Raw genomic sequence first — 14583 nt, 5'->3', positions numbered from 1 at the left:
ACCGGGCATTGAACTGAAAAATCAGGCACATTACTCTTCTGGCAACGGATGAACATGACATCGCCAATGAATAAAACAACAAGAATTGCCGACCCTTCCTACGAATTGATGGACGACCACAACGGTCTGTCGATCATCTACCGCGAGCATGGTTTCCCCTGCCCGCTGGTGCGCTGGCATTTCCACAAGGAATATGAACTGCACCTGATCGTCGCCAGCTCCGGCAAGGTATTTGTCGGTGATTACATCGGCAACTTCAATCCTGCCAGCCTGTTTCTCACCGGCCCCAACCTGCCGCATAACTGGATCAGCCAGATCGACGACGGTGAAGTGGTGCCCAAGCGCGACATGCTGGTCAACTTTACCGATGAGCTGCTGGAAAGCGGCAATCAGGTGTTTGCCGAACTCAAGACCCTGACGCCGTTACTGGAGCGCGCCCGCTACGGCATCGAATTTCGCTGCAAACGCACGATTCGTCAGGCGATGAAGCAAATGCAGAAAATCGCCGACTCGCGAGGCATTACTCGCCTGGGCCACTTCTTCATCCTGCTCGAACTGCTGGCCGCCAGTGAAGATTACCAGTTGCTGTCGGGCACAGCGGTTGCCCATACGGCGGACGAGCACAGCGTGGATCGCACCAACCGGGCGGTGGATTATATCTTCGCCCACTATGGCCGCGAGCTACCGCTGGAGGAAGTCGCCGAGTATCTGGGCATGAAGCCGACCTATTTTTCCAGGGTGTTCAAACAGGCTACCGGGCGCTGCTTCGTGGAGTTCGTCAATCGGCTGCGCATCAGCAAATCATGCGAACTGCTCGCCGACGGCGACAAACCGGTCACCGATGTGTGCTTCGAGTCCGGATTCAACAATATTTCCAACTTCAATCGGCGTTTCCAGCAACTCAAGGGCATGACCCCGTCGCACTACCGCCGCCTCGCCGTTCAGCGTCTGACCGAACAAAACCTGTACTGATTTGCCCCGCCCTCGTCCTCATCGTCTACGCTGGAGTTGCGCCGAAGCCGCCCTATGGGCGATTCGACGCTGTTGCCTTTTCACATCCGAGTGCAAAAAAGTATCAGTCAGAGTGCGGCGCAGGATTTGTCTTTCAGACCGAACGCCGGTGTAATCAGTGCACATCTTCCTCACCTCCGGAAGAGAAAAAAACAATAACCATCCTTCTACAGTCCTTTGGGCGTGGAAGAGGAGTGATCAATGAAGAACTCAACAAAACTTCTGCTCGCCAGTTCCGTCCTCAGCACCTGTTTCGTGTTCAGTGGCAGTGCCACAGCGGGGACCGTGACCATCGCCACGGTCAACAACAGCGACATGATTCGCATGCAACGCCTCTCCAAAACCTTCGAAGAACAGCACCCCGATATCAAGCTCAACTGGGTCGTGCTGGAAGAGAACGTCCTGCGTCAACGCCTGACCACTGACATCGCCACCAAGGGCGGCCAGTTCGACGTGCTGACCATCGGCATGTACGAAGCCTCACTCTGGGGTCAGAAAGGCTGGTTGCAGGAAATGAAAGACCTGCCTGCCAGTTACGCGCTGGACGATGTGTTCCCTTCCGTGCGTGACGGCCTGTCGGTAGACGGCAAACTGTTCGCCCTGCCGTTCTATGCTGAAGCCTCGATCACCTACTACCGCACCGACCTGTTCAAGGCCGCGGGCCTGACCATGCCCGAGCGCCCTACCTGGACCCAGATTGCCGAGTTCGCCGGCAAACTGACCGACAAGTCCAAGGAGCAGTACGGCCTCTGCCTGCGCGGCAAGGCTGGCTGGGGCGAGAACATGGCGCTGATCACGACGCTGGCCAACGCCTATGGCGGGCGCTGGTTCGATAAGCAGTGGACGCCACAGTTCGATCAGCCAGAGTGGAAGAACGCGCTGAACTTCTACGTCAACACCATGAAGCAGTCCGGCCCGCCGGGCGCCTCCAGCAACGGCTTCAACGAGAACCTTGCGCTGTTCAACAGCGGCAAGTGCGCCATCTGGGTCGACGCCAGCGTGGCCGGATCGTTCGTGACCGACAAGAAGCAGAGCAAAGTGGCTGACAGCGTCGGCTTCACCTACGCCCCGCACGAAGTGACCGACAAGGGCTCATCGTGGCTGTACTCGTGGTCGCTGGCAATCCCGACCAGCGCCAAGAACACCAAGGACGCTGCCGAGTTCACCCAGTGGGCCACCTCGAAAGAGTACGCCAAACTGGTCGCCGATACCGACGGTGTGTCCAACGTACCACCTGGTACGCGCGCCTCGACCTATACCGACGAGTATAAAAAGGCTGCACCGTTTGCCAACATCACGCTGGAGTCGCTCAAGAAAGCCGATCCCACGGCCCCAACGCGCGATCCCGTGCCTTACGTCGGCATTCAACTGGTCACCATTCCCGAGTTCCAGGCCATCGGCACCAGCGTCGGTCAGCAGTTCTCCGCAGCACTCATAGGTCAGTTCACGGTGGATCAGGCATTGAAGAATGCGCAAGACGCTACCGCGCGCGACATGAAACGAGCGGGTTACCCGAAAAAGTAACCGTCACTCACCAGGGCGAAAGCCAATGCTTTCGCCCTGCCGCTCAACTGCGCAACAACTCTGGTGCAATCCGGTTCGGAGCTCCCCATGAATACCTCAGCCTCCCCTGAACGCACGGACCTGTCCGGCGAACAGCAACCGCTCAAAAGCCGTCGATTCAAGCCGGGCTGGTTTCTGGTCAGTCCTTCCGTGGCGCTTCTGCTGGTGTGGATGATCGTGCCGCTGGGCATGACCATTTACTTCTCGCTGATCCGCTACAACCTGCTCTCCCCCGGCGAAAACGAATTCGTCGGCCTGGAGAACTTCCAGTATTTCGTGACCGACAGCGGCTTCTTGCCGGGTGCCGGCAATACATTACTGCTGGTCGGCAGTGTGCTGGCGATCAGTGTGATCCTCGGCGTGCTGATTTCGGCACTGTTGGAAGCCAGCGAGTTTTTCGGTCGCGGCATCGTTCGCGTACTGCTTATCTCGCCGTTCTTCATCATGCCCACGGTCAGCGCGCTGATCTGGAAAAACCTGATCTTTCATCCGGTGTCCGGCGTACTTGCGGCGGTCTGGAAGTTCTTCGGCGCCGAACCGATTGACTGGTTCGCCCATTACCCGATGCTGTCGATCATTATCATCGTGTCGTGGCAATGGCTGCCCTTCGCCATTCTGATCCTGATGACCGCCATGCAGTCGCTCGACCAGGAACAGAAAGAAGCAGCGCGGCTGGACGGCGCCGGTCCGCTGGCGATCTTCTGGCACCTGACCCTGCCGCACCTGGCGCGTCCGATCGCCGTGGTGGTGATGATCGAAACGATCTTCCTGCTTTCGGTATTCGCTGAAATCTTCACCACGACCAACGGCGGGCCGGGCTTTGCCTCGACCAACCTGGCTTACCTGATCTACATCCAGGCGCTGCTGCAGTTCGACGTCGGCATGGCCTCGGCGGGCGGGCTGATTGCCGTGGTCATAGCCAACATCGCGGCGATCATCCTGATCCGGATGATCGGCAAAAACCTCACCGACAAGTCATGAGGACCTTGCCATGATGACCCTCAAACAATCACGCCGTCTGCAAAGCCTGCTGCTCGGGGCTCTGTCCTGGATCATCGCTGCGCTGGTGTTCTTTCCGATCTTCTGGATGGTCCTGACCAGCTTCAAGACCGAGATCGATGCATTCGCGACACCGCCACAGCTGTTCTTCACCCCGACGCTGGAAAACTACCTGCATATTCAGGAGCGCAGCGATTACTTTCATTTTGCCTGGAACTCGGTGCTGATTTCCTTCAGCGCCACGGTGCTGGCCATGCTGATCGCGATTCCTGCGGCGTATTCCATGGCGTTTTTCGAGACCAAGCGCACCAAGAGTACACTGCTGTGGATGCTCTCGACCAAGATGCTGCCGCCGGTGGGCGTGCTGATGCCGATCTATCTGCTGGCCAAGACCTTTGGCCTGCTCGATTCGCGGCTGGCGCTGATCATCATCTATACGCTGATCAACCTGCCGATCGTGGTCTGGATGATTTACACCTACTTCAAGGATATCCCCGGCGAGATCCTCGAGGCCTCGCGGCTGGACGGGGCCAGCACCCGCCAGGAGATCTTTCGCGTACTGATGCCGATCTGCAAGGGCGGCCTGGCTTCCACCGCGTTGCTGTCGCTGATCCTGTGCTGGAACGAAGCATTCTGGTCGCTGAACCTCACCTCATCCGCCGCAGCGCCGTTGACTGCCTTGATCGCTTCCTACTCCAGCCCTGAAGGGTTGTTCTGGGCCAAGCTGTCAGCGGTCTCGACCCTGGCGTGTGCGCCCATTCTGATTTTCGGCTGGATCAGTCAGAAACAACTGGTTCGCGGCCTGTCGTTCGGCGCTGTCAAATAGCCCGGCCCAAAGAACAAGAAGGAATCCAACATGGCTAACCTGAGCATCCGCAATCTGCAAAAAGGCTTTGACGGTCACCAGATCATCAAGGGTATCGACCTGGATGTGAAAGACCGCGAGTTCGTGGTCTTCGTCGGGCCTTCGGGCTGCGGCAAATCCACCCTGCTGCGGCTGATCGCCGGGCTTGAAGAAGTGACGTCGGGAACCATCGAACTCGATGGCCGTGACATCACGCAGGTCACCCCGGCCAAGCGCGACCTGGCCATGGTGTTCCAGACCTATGCGCTGTATCCACACATGACCGTCGGCAAGAACCTGTCGTTTGCACTGGATCTGGCGGGCGGTGACAAGGCCGAGATCAAGAAGAAGGTTGATGAAGCCGCACGCATTCTGGAGCTCGGGCCGCTGTTGGAGCGCAAGCCAAAGCAGCTGTCCGGCGGGCAGCGCCAGCGTGTCGCGATTGGCCGGGCCATTGTACGCAACCCGAAGATTTTCCTGTTCGACGAGCCGCTGTCCAACCTCGACGCCGCGCTGCGCGTGCAGACCCGCCTGGAATTGTCGCGCCTGCATAAAGAGCTGCAGGCCACCATGATCTACGTGACGCACGATCAGGTGGAAGCCATGACCCTGGCCGACAAGGTAGTCGTCCTCAACGGCGGCAAGGTCGAGCAGGTTGGCTCGCCGCTCGAGCTGTACCACCACCCGGCCAACCTGTTCGTTGCCGGCTTTCTCGGCACGCCGAAAATGGGCTTCCTCAAGGGCAGAATCAGCCGGGCGGACAACACCAGCTGCGAAGTCGAGCTGGATGCCGGCACGCGCATCAGCCTGCCGGTCAATGGCGCAGGACAAAGCATCGGCGCTGCGGTAACGCTGGGCATCCGCCCGGAACACCTGAACCTTGCCCAGGGCGACGATTGCCAGTTGCAGGTGATTGCCGACGTCAGCGAACGTCTTGGCAGTGACACCTACTGTCACGTGCGCACCCATTCGGGCGAGGCGCTGACCATGCGTATTCGTGGTGACCTGGCCAGCCAGTACGGCGAGACGCTGAACCTGCATCTCGACAGTGCCCAATGCCACCTGTTCGACGCTCAAGGTCTGGTGATTGCCAAAACCTTGCAGACCGCCGCAGCCTGAGTTCCGGAGAGCCCGTCATGAAACTGAACAAAAACAATCTGTCCCAACTGGACGCCGACATCGCCCTGCCCGCCTACACCGTCGACAACACTCGCCAGGGCATTGCCCACATCGGCGTCGGCGGCTTTCACCGGGCGCATCAGGCGTTTTACACCGATGCGCTGATGAACAGCGGCGAAGGCTTTGAATGGAGCATCTGCGGTGTGGGCTTGCGTCCTGAAGACAAGGCCGTGCGCGATGCACTGGCGCAACAGGACTACCTGTACACGCTCTATGAACTGGGCGACACGCCCGACACCCAAACCCGTATCATCGCCTCGATCAGCGGCATGCTGCTGGCCGACGACAACCCGCAGGCGCTGATCGACAAACTGGCCAGCCCGGACATCCGCATCGTCTCGCTGACCATCACCGAAGGCGGTTATTGCATCGACGACAGCAACGGTCAGTTCATGGCCCATCTGCCGCAGATCCAGCACGACCTGGCGAACCCGGATCAGCCAAAAACGGTATTCGGCTTTCTTTGCGCCGCACTGGCTCGACGCCGCGCGCAAGGCACACCGGCCTTCACCCTGATGTCCTGCGATAACCTGCCACACAACGGCGCAGTGACACGCAAGGCATTGCTGGCATTCGCCACATTGCGCGATGCCGATCTGCATGACTGGATCAAGGAAAACGTCAGCTTTCCCAACGCGATGGTGGATCGCATCACGCCAATGACCAGCGCAGCCCACCGGCTGCAACTGGCGGATGACAAACACATCGACGACGCCTGGCCGGTGGTCTGCGAACCATTCGTGCAGTGGGTGCTGGAAGACAAGTTCGTCAATGGTCGCCCGGCGTGGGAAAAAGTCGGCGTGCAGTTCACCGATGACGTGACGCCCTATGAAGAGATGAAGATCAAACTGCTCAACGGCAGTCATCTTGCACTGACCTACCTGGGCTTCCTCAAGGGTTATCGTTTTGTACACGAAACCATGAATGACCCGCTGTTCGTGAGCTATATCCGCACCTACATGGACCTGGACGTGACCCCGCAACTGGCTTCGGTGCCAGGTATCGATCTGGAAGGTTACAAGGACACCTTGATCGAACGCTTTTCCAACAAGGCGATTGCCGACCAGCTGGAACGGGTCTGCTCGGACGGATCGTCGAAATTTCCCAAGTTCACCATTCCGACGATCAATCGTCTGATCGTCGATCAGGGCAATCTCGAACGCGCTTCGCTGGTGGTCGCTGCATGGGCGCTGTATCTGAAGGGTGTCGACGAAAACGGCACGACCTACACCATTCCTGACCCGCGTGCCGGGTTCTGTCAGGCGCTGGTGGCTGATGACACGCTTATTACTCAGCGCTTGTTGGCAGTGGAAGAAATCTTTGGCTCGGCCATTCCGAAATCCGCAGCATTCGTGGCGGCCTTCGAGCAGAACCTCAATGATCTCCGCACACTGGGTGTGAGTGGCACACTGGAAAAACTTTTGGTTGCCAAGGCCTGAGGGACTTCCCATGTTTCTTGGAATCGATTGCGGGACCCAAGGCACCAAGGTGTTGGTGCTCGATACCGAAAGCGGCACCGTACTGGGCGAAGGCTCGGCGCCGCACAGCCTGATCAGCGACCATAACGGCCGCCGTGAACAGGACGTACAGCAATGGCTGGACGCGCTGCAACAGGCGACCCGCGATGCACTCGCAGCGGCGGGCATTTCCGGCCAGCAGATTCAGGGCATCGGCGTCTCGGGCCAGCAACATGGTCTGGTGATGCTCGATGCTCAGGGCCAGGTACTGCGCCCGGCCAAACTGTGGTGCGACACCGAGTCGGCACCGGAAAACCAGCGCCTGCTGGACTACCTGGGCGGCGCGCAGGGGTCGCTGCGACGCCTTGGCCTGGTTATCGCCCCAGGTTATACCGTGTCGAAACTGTTGTGGACCAAGGAGCAATACCCGGATCTGTTCGAGCGGATCGACAAGGTGCTGCTACCCCATGACTACCTCAACTATTGGCTGACCGGCCGCTGCTGCACCGAGTTTGGCGACGCGTCGGGCACCGGCTATTTCAACGTGCGCACTCGCGAGTGGGACCTGCCATTGCTCGCGCACATCGACCCGAGCGGTCGTCTGGGCAAGGCACTTCCACAGCTGTTGCAAGCCCACGAATCGGTGGGCGTACTGCGTCCTGAAGTCGCCAGACTGCTGGGCCTGAACCCTGACGCTCTGGTCTCCAGTGGTGGCGGCGACAACATGATGGGCGCGATCGGCACAGGCAATATTCAGTCGGGGTTGATCACCATGAGCCTCGGCTCTTCGGGCACGGTGTATGCCTACGCCGATGAGGCGCGGGTCAGCGAGCATGAGTCGGTCGCGACTTTCTGCTCATCCTCCGGCGGCTGGTTGCCGCTGATCTGCACGATGAACCTGACCAACGCGACGACCGCCATTCGCGAGTTGTTCGCCCTCGACATCGCCGGCTTCAATCAGGCAGTCGCCCGGGCGCCGATCGGTGCCGAAGGCGTACTGATGCTGCCCTTTCTGAACGGCGAACGCGTGCCCGCCCTGCCCGATGCAACCGGCAGCATCGTCGGGCTGGACAGCACCAATCTGACCCAGGCCAACCTGTCTCGCGCGGTGGTCGAAGGCACTACCTTCGGCCTTCGCTACGGGCTGGACCTGTTGCGCGACAGCGGCATAAAAAGCGAAAAGATCCGTCTGATCGGCGGTGGCTCCAAAAGTGCCGTGTGGCGGCAGATCGTGGCCGACATCATGAACACACCGGTGATCTGCACCGACCACTCGGAGGCCGCCGCACTGGGCGCCGCCATTCAAGCGGCCTGGTGCTGGTCGCGCGCCAACGGCAAGGCTCAGGACCTGCAGCAACTCTGCGAACGCTGCGTGAGTCTCGACCAAGGCAGTGAGACGCATCCTGTGGTGCATAATGTGGCCGCCTATCAGCAGGTCTATCAGCGTTATCAGGCGCAATTGCGCAAGGTTTGAAGCGTTTTTTCATGGAGCACTTATGTTTCTGGTTTGTGGCGAAGCACTGTTCGATATTTTCACCCGCGCGGATGACAGCGGTTCCCTGAACAGATTGGGGTTCGATGCGATTGCCGGCGGCTCTCCGTTCAACGTTGCGATTGGCCTGCGCCGTCTGGGCGTGGACGCAAGCTTCCTTGCCGGGCTGTCCACCGATTACCTGGGCCGCCGTCTGCGTGCCGTGCTGGAAAAGGAAACGGTCAATACCGATCACCTGATCGACTTCGACGCGCCCACCACACTGGCCATGGTCGCCGTGGGCAGCGATGGATCGCCGACTTACAGCTTTCGAGGCGACGGCTGCGCAGACCGCCAGTTGCGCCTGGAACACCTGCCGGAACTCGACGGGCAGGTACGCGGCATTCACGTCGGCTCGTTTTCACTGGTGGTGCAGCCGATTGCCGACACACTGTTGGCGCTGGTCGCCCGTGAAAGCAGCACACGGCTGATCTCGCTCGACCCCAACGTGCGCCTCAACCCGGCACCGGATATTCAGCGCTGGCGCAGCCAGGTCGCAGCGTTCGCCGAGCATGCGCACCTGATCAAGGTCAGCGACGAAGACCTGCACCTGCTGTACCCGGACAGCGATCCACAAAAGATCGCCGAAGGCTGGCTCGGCAAGCGTACGCAATTGGTCATCGTCACTCGCGGCACGCAAGGCGCCAGCGTCTTTACCCGCCAGCACGGCACCTGGTCGGTGCCGGCAAAAACCGTAGTCACCGCCGATACTGTCGGGGCTGGAGATACTTTTCAGGCCGCGCTGCTGACCTTCCTCAGTGAACGCCAGCTCGACACGCCACAAGGCTTGTCGACGCTGTCACGGGAAACACTGGATGAGATGTTGAATTTTGCCGTCGGCGCGGCAGCGCTGACCTGCACAAAGGTCGGGCCGGATTTGCCGTACAGGCATCAATTGGGATGAGAGGGCTTAAACGCTACCTCCATACACACGCATCAACTGCGGTGTATGGGCGGTAGTCTTCGTGGGCAAGCGAAACATCCCCCGGCTCAAGAAAAAGCCATCAAAGTCGCCGAACAAACATCAAGCCACCATACCGGCCTTGATACCTCTGATGCGGGTGTTGATGTCATCCGCAACGTCGTTCTGCTTGTCCTTGAGCGCGTCCTGAACCTTCTGGTCAATCGCCAGTTGGTCCTGAGGTGCCATGGCGTCATAGTCTTTCTGGGTAATACCCGTCAGCTTTTCGCGCACTTTCTCTTCGGCTGTCTGCTTCAGAGAGTCCATGAATTTCTGTTGTACCGAATCTGTCGATGACGTGTCAGTGGTGCTGGTGGTGCCAGCCACTGAACCGATGACACCGTTGTCACGGTCAGCCGTCTTTTCTGACAGTGACGTATCACCGGCGGACTTCAGGTTGATCATCATCCGTGCAAAGGATTCGTTGTAACCGCTGTTTTCCTGCTTGCTGTCTTGCGATGTCGAACTGCTGGTCTGCGCGGTAACCGGTGCCGAACCTGATGTCAGGCCAGCGGCAGCGACCGAGCTGAAGGCGTCCTGGGACACCTCATCTACGGTCTTGCGCCCGACAACAGCCCGGGAAACAAGCTGCTCAAGCGCACTCGTGCCAATAATCATCTCTCACCTCCTGATGAACCTGTTGCGCAGGTTCAAAAGCAAGTCCAGTGCCAACTGTCTTGAAAACCAATAACCTGTTGATTTTAAAAGCTTAAATAAAAACCAGACAAATCGAGCGCGTCAAAGAACGGATACAGCCTGCCGTCTGCGGCAAACACTGGCCGAGCGTCAGCCTGCCGCACGGCCGGTGTTGATCTCCAGCAGCTCAATCGGCAACGGCTCGGAAAAGTAGTAGCCCTGCGCCTGCGTGGCGCCTATCTCGCGCAGCAGTTCAAGCGTTTCAAGGTCCTCGACGCCTTCGGCCACCACGGTCAGATCGAGGGATTCGGCCATGCGCACAATGGCACGCACAATGGCGCGGCTGCGCGCACTGGAGGTCAGGCCGAAAATAAACGACTTGTCGATTTTCAATCCGCTGAAGTGGTACTGATGCACGTAGCTGAGCGAAGAGAAGCCTGCGCCGAAATCGTCGAGCATGACCGACATGCCTTGCTCGGCCAGGAGCTTCATTGACAGGCGTGCCTGCTCGGGATCGACCACCAGTGCGCCTTCGGTGAGTTCCAGGCACAGACGTTCAGGCGCGACATTCTGCTCGGCAAGCAGTGCCAGTACTTCCGCGGCGAACGCCGGGCGGGTGATGCTGTAACTCGAACAGTTCACATGTACGGGTGGCCAATGACTGTTCTCGGGTTGCGCCAGGATGGAAATCACACGCTTGAGCATATAAAGGTCCAGACGGCCAATCAGGCGCAGTCCCTCGAGCGCAGGCAGAAAGCTCTCTGGTCCGACGATCCGCCCATCCGGCATACACCAGCGGATCAACGCCTCGAACGCCAGCAACTTTCCGCTATTGACGCAGATCACCGACTGAAAATAGGGAATCAACTGGTCCGTACGTTTCAGCGCCGTGCGCAGCGCACCTTCCTGCTCGACCTGATCAGACACCTCGCGGCGTAACGCCTGATTGAACACCGCGAAGCTGTCCCGCCCGCCGTTCTTGACCCGGTACATGGCGGTATCGGCATCGCGCAGCAGGTCAGCCGGTTCCTGATGGAAGCGACTGTCGGCACCCACCACACCGATACTGCAGGAAGAGAACACCGTGTGATCATCGATCACGAACGGCTGCTCGAACGCAGTCAGTATTCGCTGAGCGATCTCCGTCCCGGTCTGCAGCGGCGTGTCGATGCTCAACACGGCGAACTCGTCACCGCCCAGCCGCGCCAGCAGGTCTCGTTCGCGCATGCAACTGCGCAGGCGCTCAGCGGCCTGGACCAGAAGGATGTCGCCGCAGTGATGACCCAGGCTGTCATTGATCATCTTGAAGCGATCCAGATCGATGAACATCACGATCACTTGCTGGCCATTGCTGCAGAAGTCCTGCCATGCCTGCCTCAGACGATGTTGGAGATGGCTACGATTGGGCAGCCCGGTGAGTGAGTCATGGGAGTTTTCGTGCTGCAGCCTGGCGTTGGCCTGGTCCAGCTCACGGGTCCGGTCTCGAACCCTGGCTTCAAGCAGAACATTGGCGGTATGGATCGCTTCTGCCGCGCTGCGCCGGGACAGCGCCGTATCGATGTGACGAGAAACAAAGGTGAGCAGCTCCTGATCGCGCAAGGTATAGCTCACGTCCTTGGAATAACTCTGCACCACCAGCACGCCGCGAACCTGTCCTCCGTCGAACAGCGGAATGCCCAGCCATGAAGAGCAACGACCGGATTGTCGCTGTACCTCGATCTCGCCAAGGCCTTCCAGCCTGCGAGCTTCCTCGTAATCGATCAGGCACGGTCGCCGCTGGCCTATCACATACTCGGTAAACCCCCGTTGCCCGCGCCGTGAGCGCGGCGGCGCGGGCTTGAACTCGTCAATGTAGTACGGAAAGGTCACTTCGCCCGTCGCACTGTCGTAAAGCGCGATGTAGAAATTGAGCGCCACCAGCAACTCGCCGACGATCATGTGCAGGCTGCGAAAAAGCTCGTTCATGTCACCGGGCTGACTGGAGAGCTCGGCAATCTGGAACAGGGCATTCTGCAGATGCTCGGCGCGCTCGCGGTCCCTGACCTCCTGACGTAACGCGTCGTTGGCTGCAGAAAGCTGTTGCGTGCGCAGAGCCACTACCTGCTCCAGGTCAGTGCGATGCAACTGCCGGTCCAGTGCCATGGCCACGTGGCGCGACACCACGGCGAACAATGCACGATCCTGGGCACTGTAGACACGAGACACGTCATAAACCTGCATCGCGACCATGCCAAAGACTTCGTCCGATGCGTTTTTCAAGGGCGCGCCCATCCAGAACTCGGGTAGACGTCCAACGCTGTAAAACCGGTTGTCGGCTTTGGCCTGTTCGATGCAGGCAGCATCGAGAAACAAAGGCTGCCCGCTGCTCAAGACATACCCGGTGAGCGACATCCGGTCAGCGTCGATAAACTCGAACGTCTCGTGTGCCATTGCCTCGTCATCGAATCGGTCAATGTAATAAGGATAGGTGATCTTGCCGCTTTGCCGGTCATACAGCGCAACGTAGAAGTTCTCGGCATCGATCAGAGTCCCGAGTTGCTCATGAATGCCTTGCAGAAAAGCGCTGCGGTCCAGCGTAGTGCTGGCCAGCAGGCTGATTTCATACAGAACACGCTGCGTGTTCTGCGCGCGGATCAACGCCGCGGTCTGCAACAGCGAGCCCAGCCTGACAGCCAGATCCAACAGCAAGGGATGGTCTTTTTCAGCCATCGGTGCCAACACCCAACCCAGCACGCCCTCGCCCTGCCCTGCGACCCGGCAATGCAGCTGCAATTGAGCGCAATACGCCTCGAAGTCTTCAGCGGCAATGTGTGCTGGCCAGACAACGGTGTCGTCGCCTTGCCCGAGCAGGCATTTCAGTTCACCAGCGGCGTAGGCAGCCCAGGCAATGGCTCCTGCCTGCTCCCTTGCCACGCTCATGAGGGCTTCGATAGAGGCCTGACAGGAGAATCGGTCGCGGTTGGCTGGCAACGCGCTGCTGGGAGCAATTGAGGTGCGAGCTACGCTTGAGCAAAGGCCCGTGGCCAGAAGTGAGACTGTCATGGAAACACCAGATGCATGAGCCGACGGCGGTCATCCTTTAAACCATGACCAAAGATTACAAGCGTAAAAACGCATTGTTGCAAAGTTCATACCTTTTTGGCAGACCCTTCGGCGTCCCTATGACGCTTGTGTGATGCGGGGCACTACACCGCTGCCTCAGGGGTCAGACTCAGGTGTATTGCCAGACAGCAAGGTCAATGAGCGAGGCTCGGCTATGCTGTCGTACGGCTTTACACTTATCCCCATTGAACAGGTGACAGTAATGGTCAAGACATACAGCTACGCAGCGCAATCGGCTCAGGACACACTCAAGCCCCATCAATTCGAACGTCGCTCGCCCGGCGCTGACGATGTTCAGATCGACATCCTTTACTGCGGCGTGTGCCACTCCGATCTGCATACTGCGCGCAATGAGTGGAACAACACACTCTATCCTTCTGTTCCGGGTCACGAAATCGTCGGCCGGGTCACGGCGGTCGGCTCCGACGTCAAGCAATTCAAGGTCGGCGACCTGGCTGGCGTCGGCTGCATGGTCGACAGTTGCCAGCAATGTACATCGTGCGCCGAGGGCGACGAGCAATATTGCGAGAGCGGCTTTACCGGCACCTACAATGGCCCGGTATTTGGTGGCGAGAACACATTCGGCGGCTACTCCGACAAGATCGTGGTCAAGGAAAAGTTCGTCCTGCGCATCTCTCATGATGCCAACCTGGCCGCCGTCGCGCCGCTGTTGTGCGCAGGTATCACCACCTATTCCCCGTTGCGCCACTGGAAGGTCGGCCCGGGCAAGAAAGTCGGCATTGTCGGGCTTGGCGGTCTCGGCCACATGGGCGTCAAGATCGCCCACGCCATGGGTGCCCATGTGGTGCTGTTCACGACCTCCCCCAACAAGCGCGAAGATGGCTTGCGTCTGGGCGCAGACGAAGTGGTGGTATCCAAGGACGCGGCACAGATGGCTGCTCAGGCCAACAGCCTGGACTTTATTCTCAACACGGTTGCAGCGCCGCATGATCTGGACGCCTTTCTGTCTCTTCTCAAGCGCGACGGCACCATGACACTGGTCGGGGCGCCGGCAGAGCCGCATCCGTCGCCTGCGGTGTTCAACCTGATCTTCAAGCGTCGCAGCCTGGCTGGCTCGTTGATCGGCGGCATTCAGGAAACCCAGGAAATGCTGGACTTCTGCGCCGAGCACGGCATCGTTTCCGACATCGAAAAGATCAACATGCAGGACATCAACGAGGCTTACGAGCGGATGCTCAAGGGCGACGTCAAGTATCGCTTCGTCATCGACATGGACAGCCTCAAGCAGGAAGCGGCTGCCGACTCGAACGCTGCCTGATGCGCACCTGGCAGCCATGGA

Annotated in this window: 11 protein-coding genes; 9 read left to right on the top strand and 2 right to left on the bottom strand. The window is 59.2% G+C overall.

Features of this window, described 5'->3' with window-relative positions:
* The first annotated feature begins 66 nt into the window (after positions 1-66).
* The 8 genes from JOE39_RS06090 (at position 67) to JOE39_RS06055 (ending at position 9488) form a co-directional block, all read left to right on the top strand.
* A complete protein-coding gene (locus tag JOE39_RS06090; protein WP_003420778.1) occupies positions 67-972 on the top strand; it encodes an AraC family transcriptional regulator in 906 nt (301 codons plus the stop codon).
* Between the two features lie 240 nt (positions 973-1212).
* Positions 1213-2535, top strand: a complete 1323-nt coding sequence (locus JOE39_RS06085; RefSeq protein ID WP_046266472.1) for a sugar ABC transporter substrate-binding protein — start codon at positions 1213-1215, stop codon at positions 2533-2535.
* A gap of 87 nt (positions 2536-2622) precedes the next feature.
* The gene (locus tag JOE39_RS06080) at positions 2623-3555 is read left to right on the top strand and encodes a sugar ABC transporter permease (protein ID WP_003318051.1); all 933 of its coding nucleotides are present in this window, start codon (positions 2623-2625) and stop codon (positions 3553-3555) included.
* A gap of 10 nt (positions 3556-3565) precedes the next feature.
* Positions 3566-4399 (top strand): carbohydrate ABC transporter permease, encoded by an 834-nt coding sequence (locus tag JOE39_RS06075; RefSeq protein ID WP_003347187.1) that lies wholly within the window; start codon positions 3566-3568, stop codon positions 4397-4399.
* Between the two features lie 30 nt (positions 4400-4429).
* A complete protein-coding gene (gene ugpC / locus JOE39_RS06070; RefSeq protein WP_003420782.1) occupies positions 4430-5536 on the top strand; it encodes a sn-glycerol-3-phosphate ABC transporter ATP-binding protein UgpC in 1107 nt (368 codons plus the stop codon).
* 17 nt (positions 5537-5553) lie between these two features.
* Positions 5554-7035: a mannitol dehydrogenase family protein gene (locus tag JOE39_RS06065; protein WP_209996470.1), complete on the top strand. Its 1482-nt coding sequence runs from the start codon at positions 5554-5556 to the stop codon at positions 7033-7035.
* A 10-nt stretch (positions 7036-7045) separates the two neighbouring features.
* Positions 7046-8527, top strand: coding sequence for a xylulokinase (gene xylB, locus JOE39_RS06060; RefSeq protein ID WP_046266474.1), 1482 nt, complete (start codon positions 7046-7048; stop codon positions 8525-8527).
* A gap of 22 nt (positions 8528-8549) precedes the next feature.
* Positions 8550-9488, top strand: coding sequence for a carbohydrate kinase (locus JOE39_RS06055; protein ID WP_046266475.1), 939 nt, complete (start codon positions 8550-8552; stop codon positions 9486-9488).
* A gap of 120 nt (positions 9489-9608) precedes the next feature.
* Here JOE39_RS06055 and JOE39_RS06050 read toward each other — a convergent pair whose 3' ends face one another.
* Positions 9609-10163: a hypothetical protein gene (locus JOE39_RS06050; protein ID WP_004417896.1), complete on the bottom strand. Its 555-nt coding sequence runs from the start codon at positions 10161-10163 to the stop codon at positions 9609-9611.
* A gap of 168 nt (positions 10164-10331) precedes the next feature.
* Positions 10332-13223 (bottom strand): EAL domain-containing protein, encoded by a 2892-nt coding sequence (locus tag JOE39_RS06045; protein ID WP_046266476.1) that lies wholly within the window; start codon positions 13221-13223, stop codon positions 10332-10334.
* Between the two features lie 262 nt (positions 13224-13485).
* On the opposite strand from JOE39_RS06045, the gene JOE39_RS06040 reads away from it, so the two are divergent.
* Positions 13486-14562, top strand: coding sequence for an NAD(P)-dependent alcohol dehydrogenase (locus JOE39_RS06040; RefSeq protein ID WP_025168084.1), 1077 nt, complete (start codon positions 13486-13488; stop codon positions 14560-14562).
* Positions 14563-14583 lie beyond the last annotated feature (21 nt).

The organism is Pseudomonas sp. PvP100, assembly GCF_017833055.1.
GTDB lineage: Bacteria > Pseudomonadota > Gammaproteobacteria > Pseudomonadales > Pseudomonadaceae > Aquipseudomonas > Aquipseudomonas syringae.
The sequence above is the reverse complement of the archived record's forward strand: the minus strand, read 5'-3'. Positions and strand labels throughout refer to the sequence as shown.